At 67.0% G+C, this 14,848-nt stretch carries 13 protein-coding genes; 8 read left to right on the forward strand and 5 right to left on the reverse strand.

Features of this window, described 5'->3' with window-relative positions:
• Positions 1-485 precede the first annotated feature (485 nt).
• From WH303_RS12270 to WH303_RS12285, 4 genes are all read left to right on the forward strand, one after another.
• Positions 486-1,853 carry an amino acid permease gene (locus tag WH303_RS12270; protein ID WP_021027717.1) on the forward strand — a complete coding sequence of 456 codons (1,368 nt, stop codon included), beginning with the start codon at positions 486-488 and terminating at the stop codon, positions 1,851-1,853.
• Between the two features lie 14 nt (positions 1,854-1,867).
• Positions 1,868-2,545 carry an arylformamidase gene (gene kynB, locus WH303_RS12275; protein ID WP_339518781.1) on the forward strand — a complete coding sequence of 226 codons (678 nt, stop codon included), beginning with the start codon at positions 1,868-1,870 and terminating at the stop codon, positions 2,543-2,545.
• A 73-nt stretch (positions 2,546-2,618) separates the two neighbouring features.
• Positions 2,619-3,935 (forward strand): kynureninase, encoded by a 1,317-nt coding sequence (gene kynU, locus WH303_RS12280; protein ID WP_339518782.1) that lies wholly within the window; start codon positions 2,619-2,621, stop codon positions 3,933-3,935.
• A 30-nt stretch (positions 3,936-3,965) separates the two neighbouring features.
• Positions 3,966-4,667, forward strand: a complete 702-nt coding sequence (locus tag WH303_RS12285) for a 3'-5' exonuclease (RefSeq protein ID WP_339518783.1) — start codon at positions 3,966-3,968, stop codon at positions 4,665-4,667.
• Here the strand turns inward: WH303_RS12285 and WH303_RS12290 are convergent.
• Positions 4,642-6,072 carry an L-lactate permease gene (locus WH303_RS12290; protein WP_339518784.1) on the reverse strand — a complete coding sequence of 477 codons (1,431 nt, stop codon included), beginning with the start codon at positions 6,070-6,072 and terminating at the stop codon, positions 4,642-4,644. The genes WH303_RS12285 and WH303_RS12290 overlap by 26 nt on opposite strands.
• A gap of 66 nt (positions 6,073-6,138) precedes the next feature.
• On the opposite strand from WH303_RS12290, the gene WH303_RS12295 reads away from it, so the two are divergent.
• Positions 6,139-6,720, forward strand: a complete 582-nt coding sequence (locus tag WH303_RS12295) for a helix-turn-helix domain-containing protein (RefSeq protein WP_339518786.1) — start codon at positions 6,139-6,141, stop codon at positions 6,718-6,720.
• A gap of 27 nt (positions 6,721-6,747) precedes the next feature.
• Here WH303_RS12295 and WH303_RS12300 read toward each other — a convergent pair whose 3' ends face one another.
• A complete protein-coding gene (locus WH303_RS12300) occupies positions 6,748-7,656 on the reverse strand; it encodes a LysR substrate-binding domain-containing protein (protein WP_339518787.1) in 909 nt (302 codons plus the stop codon).
• Positions 7,657-7,762: 106 nt separating this feature from the next.
• Here WH303_RS12300 and WH303_RS12305 point away from each other — a divergent pair, with 106 nt between their 5' ends.
• Positions 7,763-9,301: an MFS transporter gene (locus WH303_RS12305; RefSeq protein ID WP_339518789.1), complete on the forward strand. Its 1,539-nt coding sequence runs from the start codon at positions 7,763-7,765 to the stop codon at positions 9,299-9,301.
• On the opposite strand, the gene WH303_RS12310 is transcribed toward WH303_RS12305, so the two are convergent.
• The 3 genes from WH303_RS12310 to ada all read right to left on the reverse strand — a co-directional run bounded on the left by WH303_RS12310 (position 9,295) and on the right by ada (position 12,292).
• Positions 9,295-10,215, reverse strand: coding sequence for a DNA-3-methyladenine glycosylase 2 (locus WH303_RS12310; protein ID WP_339518790.1), 921 nt, complete (start codon positions 10,213-10,215; stop codon positions 9,295-9,297). The two genes, WH303_RS12305 and WH303_RS12310, sit on opposite strands and share 7 nt — an antisense overlap.
• Before the next feature lie 87 nt (positions 10,216-10,302).
• Positions 10,303-11,127, reverse strand: a complete 825-nt coding sequence (locus WH303_RS12315; protein ID WP_339518792.1) for a 2OG-Fe(II) oxygenase — start codon at positions 11,125-11,127, stop codon at positions 10,303-10,305.
• Positions 11,120-12,292, reverse strand: coding sequence for a bifunctional DNA-binding transcriptional regulator/O6-methylguanine-DNA methyltransferase Ada (gene ada / locus WH303_RS12320; protein ID WP_339518793.1), 1,173 nt, complete (start codon positions 12,290-12,292; stop codon positions 11,120-11,122). The genes WH303_RS12315 and ada overlap by 8 nt, the downstream gene beginning before the upstream one ends.
• Before the next feature lie 107 nt (positions 12,293-12,399).
• Here ada and kynA point away from each other — a divergent pair, with 107 nt between their 5' ends.
• Together kynA and WH303_RS12330 are read left to right on the forward strand one after the other, a co-directional pair.
• Positions 12,400-13,260 carry a tryptophan 2,3-dioxygenase gene (gene kynA / locus WH303_RS12325; protein WP_339518794.1) on the forward strand — a complete coding sequence of 287 codons (861 nt, stop codon included), beginning with the start codon at positions 12,400-12,402 and terminating at the stop codon, positions 13,258-13,260.
• Between the two features lie 301 nt (positions 13,261-13,561).
• Positions 13,562-14,836, forward strand: a complete 1,275-nt coding sequence (locus tag WH303_RS12330; RefSeq protein ID WP_312988668.1) for an MFS transporter — start codon at positions 13,562-13,564, stop codon at positions 14,834-14,836.
• Positions 14,837-14,848: the final 12 nt, after the last annotated feature.

A 14,848-nucleotide genomic window follows, 5' to 3' on the forward strand; every position in this document is an offset into this window, starting at 1 on the left:
CCACAAAAAAAACCCCCAACCCACCACCATCAACCACGAAAACCAAAACCCCCCTTTTTGCTGGCGCGGGGGGGGGGGGGTTGGGGGGGGGGCGCGGCCCCCTACGCGCCCCCCCGCTTCGTCAACTAGCTTGCCGCGTCTGTCCGAACGGAGCGCCTTGGCGCGTAGAGAGTTTCGCGGCACACCCCGCAAACGCCACGACACAGGTTGCCCTTCGCAACGCGAAGGGTCGCAAGCAGCAGGGGCGGCCTTCTTTTGGGTACTTTTCTTGGCCGCGCAAGAAAAGTACCTCGCCTGCCGGGGCGAGACCCGGCCAGCAGCTGCTAGCTAAGCAAGCAAGCAACAAGATAAGGCCAAATCGGGCGGCAACCAAAAACCAGACAACATGGATTTCCCACAAATCCTAAAATCCCCACCTTCCCCGCGCACCAGCGGCCCGCAAAGCCGCCCCAGCGCCACCACAGGCATAACAGGCAAAACCACCCGTGTCCCCTTTTGAATCGATTGCCCGCCGCGAACGCGGGCTGCTGCAGCAACTCACTGCAGCCCAAATGACGATGATCGCCATCGGCGGCGCCATCGGCACCGGCCTCTTCATGGGCAGCGCCTTTGCCATCGGCTTTGCCGGGCCCAGCGTGCTCATCAGCTACGCCATCGGCGCGCTCATCGGCCTCTTGCTGATGGGGTGCCTGGCCGAGATGACCGTCGCGCACCCGACCAGCGGCTCGTTTGGCGCCTATGCCGAGCACTACCTCAGCCCGCTCGCCGGCTTTGTGGTGCGCTATGCCTACTGGGCGGCCGTGGTGCTGGCGGTGGGGATGGAAGTCACCGCCGTCGGCAAGTACATGAAGTACTGGTTCCCCGAGGTGGAGCAATGGGTTTGGGTAGCGCTGTTCTCGGTCGTGCTGGCCGCCGTCAATGCCACCAGCGTCAAGGCCTTTGGGCAGATGGAGTATGTGTTCTCCATGGTCAAGGTCGTGGCCATCGTCGCCTTTATCCTGATCGGCGCCTATGTGGTGTTCGGCTCGCGGCCCGAAGGTGTGGGTTTTTCCAACTACACCGCAGACCGGGGCTTTTTCCCCAATGGCTGGTGGGGCACCTGGGTGGGGGTGATCATCGCCATCTTCAGCTACCTCAGCCTGGAGTCGATCGCGATTGCCGCCGGTGAGGCGCAGAACCCGCGCCAGGCGGTCACCTCGGCGTTCAAGACCACGGTGTTGCGCCTGGTGCTGTTCTACCTGCTGTCGCTGGCTTTGATGCTGGCCATCGTGCCCTGGAGCCATGCCAGCACCGACAAGAGCCCCTTCGTCAAGGTGATGGAGATCGTCGGCATTCCCGGCGCGGCCAGCGTGCTCAATTTTGTGGTGCTGGTGGCCAGCCTCTCGGCGATGAATGCGCAGCTCTATGTCACCTCGCGCATGATGTTCAGCCTCTCGCGCGGCGGCTATGCGCCAGCAGCGCTGGGCAAGGTCAACAGCCGGGGCGTGCCGATGGGCGCGATTGCGATCTCCTGCCTGGGCATGGCGGTGGCCATGGTGCTCAACGTGCTCAAGCCCGAGGAGTCGCTCACCCTGATGATGTCGATCTCGATGTTCGGCGCCATGTTTGCCTGGTTCATGGTGTTTGTCACCCACCTCTTCTTCCGCCGCCGCTGGCAGCGCGAGCATCCGGGCGAGCGCCTGCAGTTCCGCATGTGGGGCTTTCCGGTGCTGACCCTGCTGGGCGCCGTGCTGATGCTGGCCGTGATCATCACCACCTATTTCACCGATGTGTTCCACATGACCACCCTGATCGGCGTGCCCATGCTGCTGGTGATGACCGCCGTCTACCTGATCTGGTACCGCAAGCGCTGATACATTGCATAGCTATGCCAAACACGCCTCATTCCGAGCCAACCCTGTGGGACATCTCGCCGCCCGTCTACGTCGGCATGCCGGTGTTCCCCGGCGACACGCCCTACCAGCAGCAATGGGTGGCCAGTATCGGGCCGGGTTGCCCGGTCAATGTGGCCAGCATCACCAGCACCCCGCATGCAGGGGCCCACGCCGATGCGCCGCTGCACTATGCGCCCGATGGCGCCACCATCGGCCAGGTCGATCTGGCGCCCTATCTGGGCCGCTGCCGTGTGGTCCATGCGATTGGCTGCGGCCCGCTGATTGAGTGGCAGCACATCGAACACGCGATACGCGACGACCTGCCCGAGCGCGTGCTGGTGCGCACCTACCAGCAGATGCCGCAAACCCAATGGGATGCGGGCCTGACCGGCTATGCGGCCGAGACCGTAGAGCGCCTGGCTGCGCTGGGCGTGCGGCTGATCGGCATTGACACCGCCAGCATCGACCCGGCCGACAGCAAGGCCCTGCCCAGCCACCAGACCATCCGCCGCCACGACATGCGCGTGCTGGAGAACCTGGTGCTGGACGCCGTGCCCGAAGGCGACTACGAGCTGATCGCGCTGCCGCTCAAGCTCGTGCAGGCCGATGCCTCGCCGGTGCGCGCCGCGCTGCGCTCGCTGCCCGGCACCTACAATCAGGCCTCGGTCTGAACCACCCCATCCCTTGCGGCAGGCGCCTGACCCACCAGCGCCTGCCCGCCACCCTTGACAAAGAGACATAGCCATGACCACCTTGGAAGCCTGCCGCGACGTTGACCAGCATGAGCCGCTGGCGCCGCTGCGCCATCTGTTCGACCTGCCCGACGGCGTGATCTACCTGGACGGCAACTCGCTGGGCCCACTGCCCAAGGCCACGGCCGCGCGCGTGGCCGATGTGGTGCAGCGTGAATGGGGCCAGGGCCTCATCCGCAGCTGGAACGATGCCGGCTGGATCGACCTGCCCCAGCGCCTGGGCGACCAGTTTGCGCCCTGGATAGGCGCCAAGCCCGGCGAAGTCGTGTTCACCGACACCACCTCGGTCAACCTCTACAAGGTGCTGAGCGCGGCCATCCGCCTGTCGCAGCAAGAGTTCTCCGACCCGGCGCCGCGCACCAAGGTCATCAGCGAGCGCAGCAACTTCCCCACCGATCTGTACATCGCCGAGTCGCTGTGCAAGCAGCACAACCTGGAGCTGGTGCTGATCGAGCCCGAGGAGCTGCCCGCCTGCCTGACCACCGACGTGGCCGTGCTGCTGCTCAGCCACGTGAACTACCGCACCGGCCACATGCACGACATGACCCAGGTCACGCGCGATGCGCATGCCCAGGGCGTGCTGACCGTCTGGGACCTGGCCCATGCGGCCGGCGCCGTGCCGGTGGACCTGAATGCCGCCAACGCCGACTACGCCGTGGGCTGCAGCTACAAATACCTCAATGGCGGCCCCGGCGCCCCGGCCTTTGTCTGGGTGCATGCACGCCATACCGACAAGTTCTGGCAGCCGCTGTCGGGCTGGTTTGGCCATGCCGAGCAGTTTGCCTTCAACAGCGGCTACCAGCCAGCCGCCGGCATCCGCCGCTACATGTGCGGCACCCAGCCGATGATTGCGCTGTCGGCCCTGCAGTGCGGCCTGGACATCTTTACCGAAGCCGAGAAATACGGCGGCATGACGGCGCTGCGCCGCAAGTCCGTGGCACTGACCGACCTGTTCATCGAGCTGGTGGAGACCCGCTGCGCCGGCTACGGCCTGGGCCTGGCCACGCCGCGCGATATCTTTGCGCGCGGCTCGCAGGTGTGCCTCACGCGCGACGACGGCGCGGGCGTGGACGGCCAGGGCAGCGGCGCCTATGCCATCGTGCAGGCGCTGATCGCCCGGGGCGTTATCGGTGACTTCCGCAAGGGCGATGGCGGCAACGGCCCGCACAAGGACATTCTGCGCTTTGGCTTCACCCCCCTCTACACCCGTTTTGAGGACGTGTGGAACGCGGTCGAGCACCTGCGCCAGGTGCTGGAATCGGGCGAATGGCAAAAGCCCGAGTTCAACCGCATCCATGCGGTGACCTGATTGCCGACCACGCCCAGCACCCGCCCCGCCATGTCCGAACGCATCGCCATTCTCGACTTTGAAACCACCGGCATGAGCCCGGCGCATGGCGCGCGGGCGGCCGAGGTCGGCATTGTCATGGTCGAGAACGGCCGCATTGTGGACCGCTACCAGAACCTGATGAATGCCGGCCAGCGCATGCCCAGCTTTATCACGCAGCTCACCGGCATCACCACCGCAATGCTGCAGGCGGCGGCGCCCGCTGAGCAGGTGATGCGCGAGGCAGCGGACTTTGTCGGCACGGCGCCGCTGGTGGCACACAACGCATCGTTTGACAGCAAGTTCTGGCTGGATGAGCTGGAGCGCGCAGGCTGCGCAGCCAGCCCGGCCGCAGCGCCTGTCGGCAGCCTGTTTGCCTGCACGGTCTTGCTGTCGCGCCGCCTCTACCCCGAGGCGCCCAGCCACTCGCTGGGCAAGATCGTGCGCCATCTGCAACTGCCGCCGGCCGACAAGGCCCACCGGGCGCTGGCCGATGCAGAAATGACCGCCCATTTGCTGCTGCGCATGCAGGCCGACCTGCGCAGCCGCTGGCATATTCCCGACCCCAGCCATGCACTGCTGAGCGAGCTGCAGGTCTGCCAGCGCAAGCACCTGGGCCGCTGGCTCAGCAACACCTCGGCCCGGCAAATCCAGCCGCAGCTGCCCGAGCTGGCTGGCAGCTTGGCGCCTAAGTCTGCAGCAGCACAGCGCTGAGCAGCACATTCAGCACCGCCATCAGCAGCACCGCCAGCCCGGTGACCAGCAGCACCTGGGACTGCACCCAGGCGCGCTCAGTCTGTGCCGTCCCGGACACCAGCTGGCAGGCCATCTCCACCTTGCCGGGCGATGCCATCAGCAGCAGCGCTGCACTGACATTGTGGACCGCCATAAAGGGCAGCACCGCGACGCCCAAGGCCTGCGCAATCTCGGCCTGGGTGGCGGCAAACATCGCATTGGCCCCCGTGTTGGAGCCAGTCAAAAAGCCGCCCAGGGCAGCCACAAAAGGCGCCGCAAACACATAGGCGCTACCGCCCTGCGCCAAGGCATGGGCCAGTTGCGCGGCCATGCCAGATACCGCCATCACGACGCCCAGCACGATGAACAGCCCCGTCACGGGTGCCACCTGGCGCCAGGACTGCCACACCCGCTGCAGGCTGCTGGCCGCCGGCAGGCCTCGCGCAAACCAGGCTGCCGCCACAAACAGCCACAGTGCGGGTGATGCCAGCAAATGCCAGGCGCCTGCGCCTTGCAAGGCCCGCAGCACGGCACCCGCCACCAGCACGCCCAGCAGCAACAAACCATAGGCGGCCAACGCGCGCCAACCCAAAGGGCCCAGCGGCGCAGCAGCCTGGCCCACGGAAGCGGCACCCCGCCGGCCCAGCCAGAGCCAGAGCACGGTCATCAGCAAGGCGCCCAGCGCACCAGCGGCCGAGGTGCCTGCCAGCGCATTGCTCAGCCCAATGGCCAGCGCCAGCACCAGGCCCGACAGCGCACCCTGCAGCATGGCCCCCGCACGCCGGCCCGGCGCACTGGCCAGCCCCGCTGCGACCACACCGACGACCACCATCGGAATCACACTCACCGCCGCCGAGGCCACGCCCAGCGCATCAAAGCCGAGCCCGGCCATGGTGGCCGCAATCAAGGTGCCCGGGCCCATGGAGCCCCAGGGCACGGCGCAGAGGCCCAGCAGGCCAATCAGCGCGACCTTGCGTGCCGGCAAACCGCTGTGCGCCAGCAGCGGGATGCCGATGGTGATGCCAATGCCAAAGCCGGTCAGCGACTCGGCAAAGGGCGTGACCCCATGCACCACCAGCAGCACGGCGCCCACGCCTTCGCCGGTGCGGCCCATCACCCACTGCGCCAGCGCCTTTTGTGCTCCGGCAGCGCGCAGCACTTCGGACAGCAAGAGGCCCCCGCCCACAATCAGCAGCACCTCGACCAGCACCGGCAGCCAGCTGGTCACGGCCTGCAGCGCCGCAGGCCCGCTAAGCGGAAAAGCCAGCAGGCAGCCGGCCAGCGCCAGCACCACCCCGATCAGCGCCGCATACAGCGAACGCAGCCCCAGCAGCAGCCCCGCGATGACAGCCAGGACCGGTGACGCACTCAAGAACAGGTACATTGGGAGAGCTCTTGTTGAAATTGCATATAGGCAAATAATATTTCCTACACGAAATATAGTCAATCCATGTCGACTGAAAACTCCCCACCCAGCGCGGACTCCGACCTGCAGTTCGGCCTGGCGGTGCGCGCCCGCCGCGCCCAGCTGGCCATCACCCTGGACCAGTTGGCGCAGGCCAGTGGCGTGACTTCCGGGGCGCTGTCCCGGGTGGAGCGGGGCCTGCTCAGCGTGAGCCTGCGCAACGCGATGGCCATTGCGCGCGGCCTGGGCTGCGAGCTGAGCGATCTGGTGCAAAGCCCTGCCCCTGCGCAGATCACCCGCGCGGGCGAACATGCGCGCTTTGTGCATGAGGACACCGGTATCGTGCGCCTGGCGCTGGCCCGCCCGCTGCCGGGGCTGGAGCTGCTGCACTATGCGGTGCCGCCGGGCCAGACCTCCAGCCACTTCGCGCCGCACCGCCCGGGCACGCGCGAGGTGTTTTATGTCGAGACCGGCAGCCTGCGCGTCTTTACCGGTGCTGATTCCGTGCTGCTGCAGGCGGGTGACAGCGCCCAGCTGGCGATGGACACCGAGCACCACTTTGCCAACGAAGGCCGGGGCGTTGCGCATTTCATCCTGCTGGTGGCAGCTCCGGCACACGGCGGCTGATGCCCCGGCGCCTGGCCTCGATGGGCTTTATGGCGACGGGGGCTGGAACAGCCGCTCGGCCACAAAGTCCACAAACACGCGCAGGCGCGGCGACATCAGCCGGCCCGAAGGCCAGAGGATGCTGAACTGGCCGGAATAGGTAAGACAGTCGTCCAGCACCGTCTCCAAGCTGCCATCGGCCAGCGCATCGCGGGCCAGAAAATCGGGCATATAGGCGATGCCCAGGCCCCCGATCGCCGCGCCGCGCAAGGCCTCCATGTTGTTGCAGGTCAGCGCCGGCGGGTGGGCAGCGGCATCCTGCTGCGCCTCGGCCGTGTCACCGCCCATCTGCCAGGGCTGCAGCTTGCCCGAGGTGGGAAAGCGAAAACGCAGGCAGTCATGCGCCGCCAGCTCCTCGGGGCGCTGGGGCCGGCCGCGCTGCGCCAGATAGGCGGGGGATGCGCAGAGCACAAAGCGGAACAGGCCCAGGCGCCGGGCGCTGAGGCTGGAGTCGGCCAGCATCCCGCTGCGGATCACCGCATCCAGGCGCGCCTCGACGACATCGACCAGCCGGTCGTTGAAGTCCAGGTCCAGCGCGATATCCGGGTAGCGCGCACGGAAGTCTGGAATCACCGGCAGCAAGAAGCGGTAGCCAATGGTGGGCAGGCCAATGCGCAACAGGCCCCGGGGACTGCTTTGCGTGCTCGACAGCAGCGCCTGCGCATCCTGCAGGTCATCAAGGATGCGGCGCCAGTGCGTGTACATCAGCTCGCCCTCATGCGACAGCGACACGCGCCGCGTGGTGCGCACCAGCAGCTGCGTGCCCAGCTGCGCCTCCAGCTTGGCCACGCTTTTGCCGACGGCTGATGCCGAGATGCCCAAGGCACGGGCAGCGGCCACAAAACTGCGGCGCTCGGCCGCCTGCACAAAGGCGGCGATGTGGTTCATGTTGTCCATGCGCACATATTACGGAAATTTGGTTGTTAATCAAACAACGATCGGCCTGTTTATTGGCAATCTATTCCTCATTAAGCTCCACAGCGTGTTTTTGCAGGAGTTGGCTATGTACCGTGTTTTACCCTCCGCCTGGCGCGGGCCCTGGATGGTTCTGGCATCCGTTTGTCTGGCAGCGCTGGTGCTGCCACTCAGCTTTTCTGGCGGGGCCGTGGCCACGCCTGCGATTGGCCGTGCACTGGGCGGCAGCGCCACCAGCCTGGGCTGGATCACCAATGCCTTCATGCTGGGCTTTGGCAGTTGCCTGATGGCCGCTGGCGCACTGGCCGACCAGTGGGGGCGCAAGCGGCTGTTTTTGCTGGGTCTGTCGACCTTTTGCCTCGCGGGCCTGGCATTGGTGCTGGCGCGCAGCGTCTGGCAGATTGACCTGCTGCGTGCGCTGCAAGGGGTGGCCGCAGCTGCAACGCTGGCCGGCGGCACGGCCGCACTGGCGCAGGAGTTTGCGCCGGCCCAGCGCGCCCAGGCCTTTAGCCTGCTGGGCACCACCTTTGGCACCGGCCTGGCCTTTGGGCCACTGCTGACAGGCTGGCTGATCGAGCAGACCGGCTGGCAGGCCGGATTTGCGCTCTGCGCTGGCCTGGGCCTGGTCGCCTTGCTGGTGGGCATGGTGGCGATGCGCGAGTCGCGCGACCCGCAGGCCCAGGGGCTGGACTGGCCCGGTGCGCTGCTGTTCACCAGCATGCTGGTCTTGCTGACGCTGGGCATGGTGCAGGCCGCCGCGCTGGGCTGGCGCAGTCCGCAGGTCATCGCGCTGCTGCTGGCATCCATCCTTGCGCTGCTGCTCTTCATCGCCGTGGAGCGGCGCGTGGCCCGGCCGATGCTGGACCTGAGCCTGTTCCGCTACCCGCGCTTTATCGGTGTGCAGGTGCTGCCTATTGCGACCTGCTACTGCTATGTGGTGCTGCTGGTGCTGCTGCCGCTGCAGCTGATCGGCATTGCCGGCTACAGCGAGGTGGCAGCGGGCTGGTGGATGCTGGCGCTGTCGGCCCCGATGCTGGTGGTGCCGCTGGTAGCAGCCTGGCTCACGCGCTGGTTCCACGCCGGCCCTATCTCAGCCGCTGGCTTGCTGCTGGCCGCCGGGGGCCTGGTGTGGCTGGCGCAGGTGCCTGTGGATGCCGGGGGCATGGCAAGGGTGCTGCCGCTCTTGCTGATCGGCAGCGGCGCGGGTCTGCCCTGGGGCCTGATGGATGGGCTGTCGGTAAGCCTCGTGCCCCAGGAGCGCGCGGGCATGGCCACCGGCATTTTCAGCACCGTGCGGGTGGCCGGCGAAGGCATTGCGCTGGCAATGGTGACCGCGATGCTAGCCGGCTTGATCACCCCACATCTGCCGGCGGTGCTGGATGCGGCCAGCCTGCAAACCGCCGCCCAGCAGTTGGCGATGGGCGAGCTGCGCCAGGCGCTGGCCTGGCTGCCCGCCCAGCCCGATGCGGCAGCTGCGCTGGGTTTGCAACATGCCTATGGCCAGGCCTTTGCCCAGCTGCTGTATGTGCTGGCGGCGATAGCCACGGTCTCCGCCCTGGTGGTGCTGGGCCTGCTGCGCCCGGCCAGTGGCGATACGCTGCAGGCCCTTGAAGCCAGTCCTCAGTAGCTTTTGGCCGACAGGCTGGCCCAGAGGTGGGCCGCCACCAGCGCCCGCCAGGGCGCAAATGCACCCAGCCACTGCTCGGCCTCGCGCTGGGAGACGCTGGGCACATCCAGCAAGCGGGCCAGCGCATTGCGCACCGCCACATCGCCATGCAGGCTGCCATCCAGCCAGCCAAAGCCACGCAGCAACGCGTAATGCACGGTCCAGGGGCCAATGCCCTTGATGGCCAGCAGCGCATCTTCAATCGCCTGGGCGTCTTGCGCCTGCAAGGGCTGGGCGGCCCAGGCATCGAGCGGCAGGCTGCCGTCCAGCACGGCGGCGCAGACGCGCTCCAGGGTCGCGATCTTGCTGACCGAGAAGCCCGCTGCCCGCAATTGCTCGGGCGTCAGCGCCGCCAGCGCGGCGGCATCGGGGTGGCAGAGCATGCCGCTGCTGTGCTGCAAGGCCGTGGCCGCAATCAGGCGCCGGCGCAGCGCAATCGCCGCCGCCACGCTGATCTGCTGGCCGGTAATGGCCCAGACCAGGGCCTCGAAGGGGCTGCTGCTGGCGGGCACGCGCAAGCCCATCTGGGCCAGCAGCAAGGGGCCCAGCACCGGGTGCTGGCCATGCTGCAGCGCCAGCTGGTCCGCCCCGTCACCCAGGCCCAGCATGCGCGCCAGCATCGCATCGAGTGCAGCGGGGTCGTTGCCGGTCGGCGCTGTGCCATCGACCGCCAAACTGGCGACCGCGCGCGCTGCGCCATCCACCATCTCCAGCTGCAGCAGCGCAGGCTGGCCCTGCCAGACCAAGCCCTTGCTGACACGCAGCCCTTCGACTTTCTCGGACGCCTGCAAGGCATCGCGGGCATGCAGGGCCAGCATGTCCTGCGGGCGGTAGTTGGCAGGCAGGGCGACTTGGGTCGTCAGTTCCAGGGACATGGCGTGGTCGGTAGATGGCGGCGGCTGCCGTGGATCCCCACTATAGAGGATGGACTGCGGGCGATAAAGTCAGGGCTGTTTCAGCGCTTACTCTGCATCGTGGAACACAATGCCCAAGGTATGGCGATCGCCCCGCAGCACGGTGGAGACCCCATGGCGGTGCTGCACCCGGTAGCTGCCGCGTGTGCCCTGCACCGGCCGCTCGCGCACCGCAATGATGGCCGCATCACCGCGCTGCAGCGGCAGCACCTGCACGCGCGACTGCATGCGGGGGCGCTGCTCGGTCAGCACCAGCTCGCCGCCGTCAAAATCCTCGCCCGGCTGCGACAGCAGCACGATCACCTGCAGCGGAAACACCAGTTCGCCATACAGGTCCTGGTGCAGGCAGTTGTAGTCGCCCGCGCCATAGCGCAGCAGCAGCGGTGTGGGCCGCCGCTGGCCCGCTGCATGGCACTGCGCCAGCAAGGCCGCATGCTGCGCAGGCCAAGGCGGCGCGGCGGCTGCGAGCTGCGCGCGCCATTGCTCCGCCACGGGCTGCAAGCGGGCATAGAGTGCCGTGCGCAAGGCCTGCAGCAGCGCTGGCAGCGGGTAGGCAAAGTACTGGTACTCGCCCCGGCCAAAGGCGTGGCGCTGCATCTGGATGCGGCTGCGAAAATGCGCCGCTTCGTCATACATCGCGGCCATCTGCTGGCATTGCGCGGCATCCAGCAAACCGGGTAGCAGGCCCCAGCCCTGGCGGTCCAGCTGGCTGCCCACAGCGGCCCAGTCATAGCGCGGCAGGCTTGCCTCACTGGCTACATCTGCGCCATCTGCATCGGGTTGTGCCGGGGCAGCGGATTGCGGCAGCGCTGCGCTGGCCTCAGCCTCCAGCGGCAGCGCAACCTGTGCAGCGCTGGCCAGGCGCTTAGCCATGGCGCGCCACCCGTGGCGCCTGCGGTGCCAGCTCGGCCTCGTGCTGCAGCAATGCGCGCTTGCGGTCCACGCCCCAGCGGTAGCCGGAGAGGCCTCCATCATTGCGCACCACCCGGTGGCAGGGAATGGCGACGGCAATCGCATTGGCCGCGCAGGCGCCAGCGACCGCACGGCTGGCCTGGGGCATGCCCAGCTTGCGCGCCAGCTCGCTGTAGCTGACAGTGCTGCCGACGGGGATCCGCCGCAGCGCCTGCCAGACCTGCTGCTGAAAAGCGGTACCGCGCACATCCAGCGGCAGCGCCAGGCCGCGCGTGGGTTCGTCGACAAAGCCGATGACCTGGGCCATCCAGCGCTCAAAGGCGGCATCCCCCCCGGCCAACTGGGCTTTGGGAAAACGCTGCTGCAGGTCCTGCACCAGCGCATCGGCATCGTCGCCCAGCAAGATCGCGCAAATGCCCTGCGCGGTGGCGGCCACCAGGATGGGGCCGAGGCTGCATTCGGCCACGCCAAAGCGGATCTGCTGCGCGGCGCCCCCTGTGCGGTACTGGCGCGGGGTCATGCCCAGCACGGCCTGGCTGTCGCGGTAGAGCTGCGCGGTGCTGGCAAAGCCGGCATCAAAGATCGCATCGATGACGCGGGGCGCCTCTTGCGCATCGCCCAGCGCGGTTTGCAGGCGCTGGCGGCGCTGGGCCTTGGCATAGGCCTTGGGCGATACACCGACGGCCGCCTTGAAGACGCGCTGCAGATGGAAGGGGCTCATGCCGGCACGCTCGGCCAACTCGGCCAGGCTGGGCTCGTCTTCCGCCGTGGCGATCCAGTCGCAGAGCTGGGTCATCAAGGCCACATGACCGGGCTTGGCTGCCGCCTCGGGCTGGCAGCGCTTGCAGGCGCGGTAGCCGGCGGCCTGGGCCTGCGCTGCGGTGTCGAAAAATTGCACGTTTTCGGGCTTGGCCAGGCGCGAGCTGCAAGAGGGCCGGCAAAAAACGCCGGTGCTGCGCACCGCATAGACAAAGCGGCCATCGGCTGCAGCCTGGCGGCCCTGTACATCGGCCCAGCGCGGATCGGCCAGGGTTTGCTGCGCGCGGGAGGCGGCCAAAGCGGCAGCGCCGCGCGCCGGCACGGCCTCCGAAGTGGCGCTGGGTGTGGATGGGGCAGACGGTTTCATGCGAATCACCTCAGTACAATCGATGCAGCCACTTTAGGCCTTGCGGCCCGGTTGTGCAGTGCCATTCTTGCGCTGCAATTGACGCCGCTTGCACTGCCCCACACACCATGCGAGACACCCCCAGCAAGCCCGAATCCATTGTGCATGAAGAGCGCGCACAGCTCGACTTCAGCAAAGACATGAGCTATGGCGACTACCTGCACCTGGACGAGATCCTCAACGCCCAGCACCCGCTGTCGCCCGCGCACGACGAGATGCTGTTCATCGTGCAGCACCAGACCAGCGAGCTGTGGATGAAGCTGATGCTCCATGAGCTGCGCGCTGCCATGCAGGCCATGGCCAACCCGGCAGACAACACCAAGCCCGAGGCCTTCAAGATGCTCGCGCGCGTCTCGCGCATCATGGAACAGCTGGTCAATGCCTGGACCGTGCTCTCGACCATGACCCCGCCCGAGTACACGGCCATGCGCCCCTACCTGGCCAATTCCAGCGGCTTTCAGAGCGCGCAGTACCGCTGCATCGAGTTCTCGCTGGGCAACAAGAACGCCGCCATGCTCAAGCCCCATGCACACCGGGCAGACCTGCTGGCCCAGGTGCAGGCGGCTTACGAGTCGCCATCGCTGTACGACATTGCGCTGCAGCTGCTGGCACGTGAAGGCATTGCCGTGCCGGCCGAGGCGCTGCAGCGCGACTGGACGCAGCCGTACGCCGAGAGCGAAGGGGTCAAGCAGGCCTGGATCACCGTGTACAGCGATCCGCACAAATACTGGGACCTCTACCAGCTGGGCGAGAAGCTGACCGATATCGAAGATGCCTTCCGCCTCTGGCGCTTCCGCCACCTCACCACCGTCGAGCGCGTGATTGGCTTCAAGCGCGGCACCGGTGGCACCGGCGGCGTGAGCTACTTGAAGAAAATGCTTGATGTCGTGCTCTTCCCCGAGATCTGGTCGCTGCGCACCAACCTGTAAGCTGCCTCAACCCCACCCAGGGGTTGCCCCAAGTGACACTGCGCCGTGCAGAGCCGGCCAGAGTCCTCTATAGTGGCAGTCGCATATAACAAGCCGCGCCAGCCCCCTGCTGGCCAATGGCGCATATTAAGAGGCACTGACATCACCCAGCAAACCGAAGGTTTGCGGTTGAGACGAGGCATCAAGCCGCAGACAGTACAGAGGTACGGCAAGGCTTGAGAACGACGTATCAAAGGTTATGTTGGTGACTCTATTAGGACCGGCACCCTCTGGCCCTGGCTTGTTGCCCGCACTCTCAGCCATGCCGGTCCCACCTACACCCTCCCCCACCGGGCGCCCTGCGGCGCCCTCGTCCACCCTGCTCTGGGCCATGCTGCTGACCTTGCTGTCGGCCTTCTCACTGAGCCAGGCTTTCCGCACCGTCACCTCCATCATTGCCGATGGGCTGCGCACCGATTTCGGGCTGTCAGCGGAGTCGCTGGGCGCCTTTGCCGGGCTGTTTGGCCTGTCATTCGGCGTCACGCAGCTGTTCATGGGCGTGGGCATGGACCTGTATGGCCTGCGCAAGACCGTGCTCACCGCCTTCCCGCTGGCCATTGCCGGCTCGCTGATCTCGGCGCTCGCGCCCAGCTACCACGGGCTGATGCTGGGCCAGCTGCTGATCGGCATTGGCTGCTCACCGGCCTTTTTGGCCTGCACGATGTTCATTGCGCGCCATTTCCCGAGCGACCGCTTTGCGTTCATGTCCGGCGTCGGCATGGGCGTGGGCGGCCTGGGCCTGCTGTTTACCGGCACGCCGCTGGCCTGGCTGGTGCAGCACTACGGCTGGCGCTGGGGCTTTGGCCTGCTGGCCGTGCTCTGCGCGCTGTCCTGGATAGCGATTTTTTTGCGCGTGCACGAACCGCATCTGCCCAGCGATGACCTGCCCAAGCCCAGCTGGCTCACGGCCGTCAAGGGTTTTGGCGGCCTGCTGCTGGTGCCCCATACCTGGGCCATCGCCATCATGGGCATGGTGGGCTATGCCTCGTTTCTGACGGTGCGCGGGCTCTGGCTCAGCCCGATGCTGATCGACCGCTATGGCTTCTCGCTGGTGGCGACCGGCAATGTGGCCTTGGTGGTGTCGATGATCTCGCTGTTCACGCCATCGGTCTTTGGCCGGCTGGACCCGGGCCCGGCACGCCGCCGGCGCCGCATCATCGCCGGGGCGGCCGTGATGGCCTGCACTTTCTGCGCGCTGGCCTTTGTGCACCATGCTGCGGCCACCGTGGCGCTGATCATGTTCATGGGCCTGGCCTCGGGCTACTCGGTGCTGCAGTACGCCGATGTGCGCTCCTCCTACCCCAAGGAGACCACCGGCCGCGCGCTGTCGGTCTACACGATGGCGATGTTCCTGGGTGTGGCGCTGATGCAGTGGCTCTCGGGCATCGTCGCGTCCTACGCGCAGCAGCACGGCGGCGAGATCTACCAGTATGTGATGCTGTTTGTGGCCGGCATGCTGATGCTGGGCTGCCTGGCCTTCCGCTTTTTGCCGCAGTCACCGCTGCTGCTGGCGCAACAGGCCCCGGCACGCCATTAGGCCCCATCGGGC

This window comes from Comamonas sp. MYb69, assembly GCF_037479315.1.
In the GTDB taxonomy this organism is placed as follows: Bacteria; Pseudomonadota; Gammaproteobacteria; order Burkholderiales; family Burkholderiaceae_C; genus Comamonas.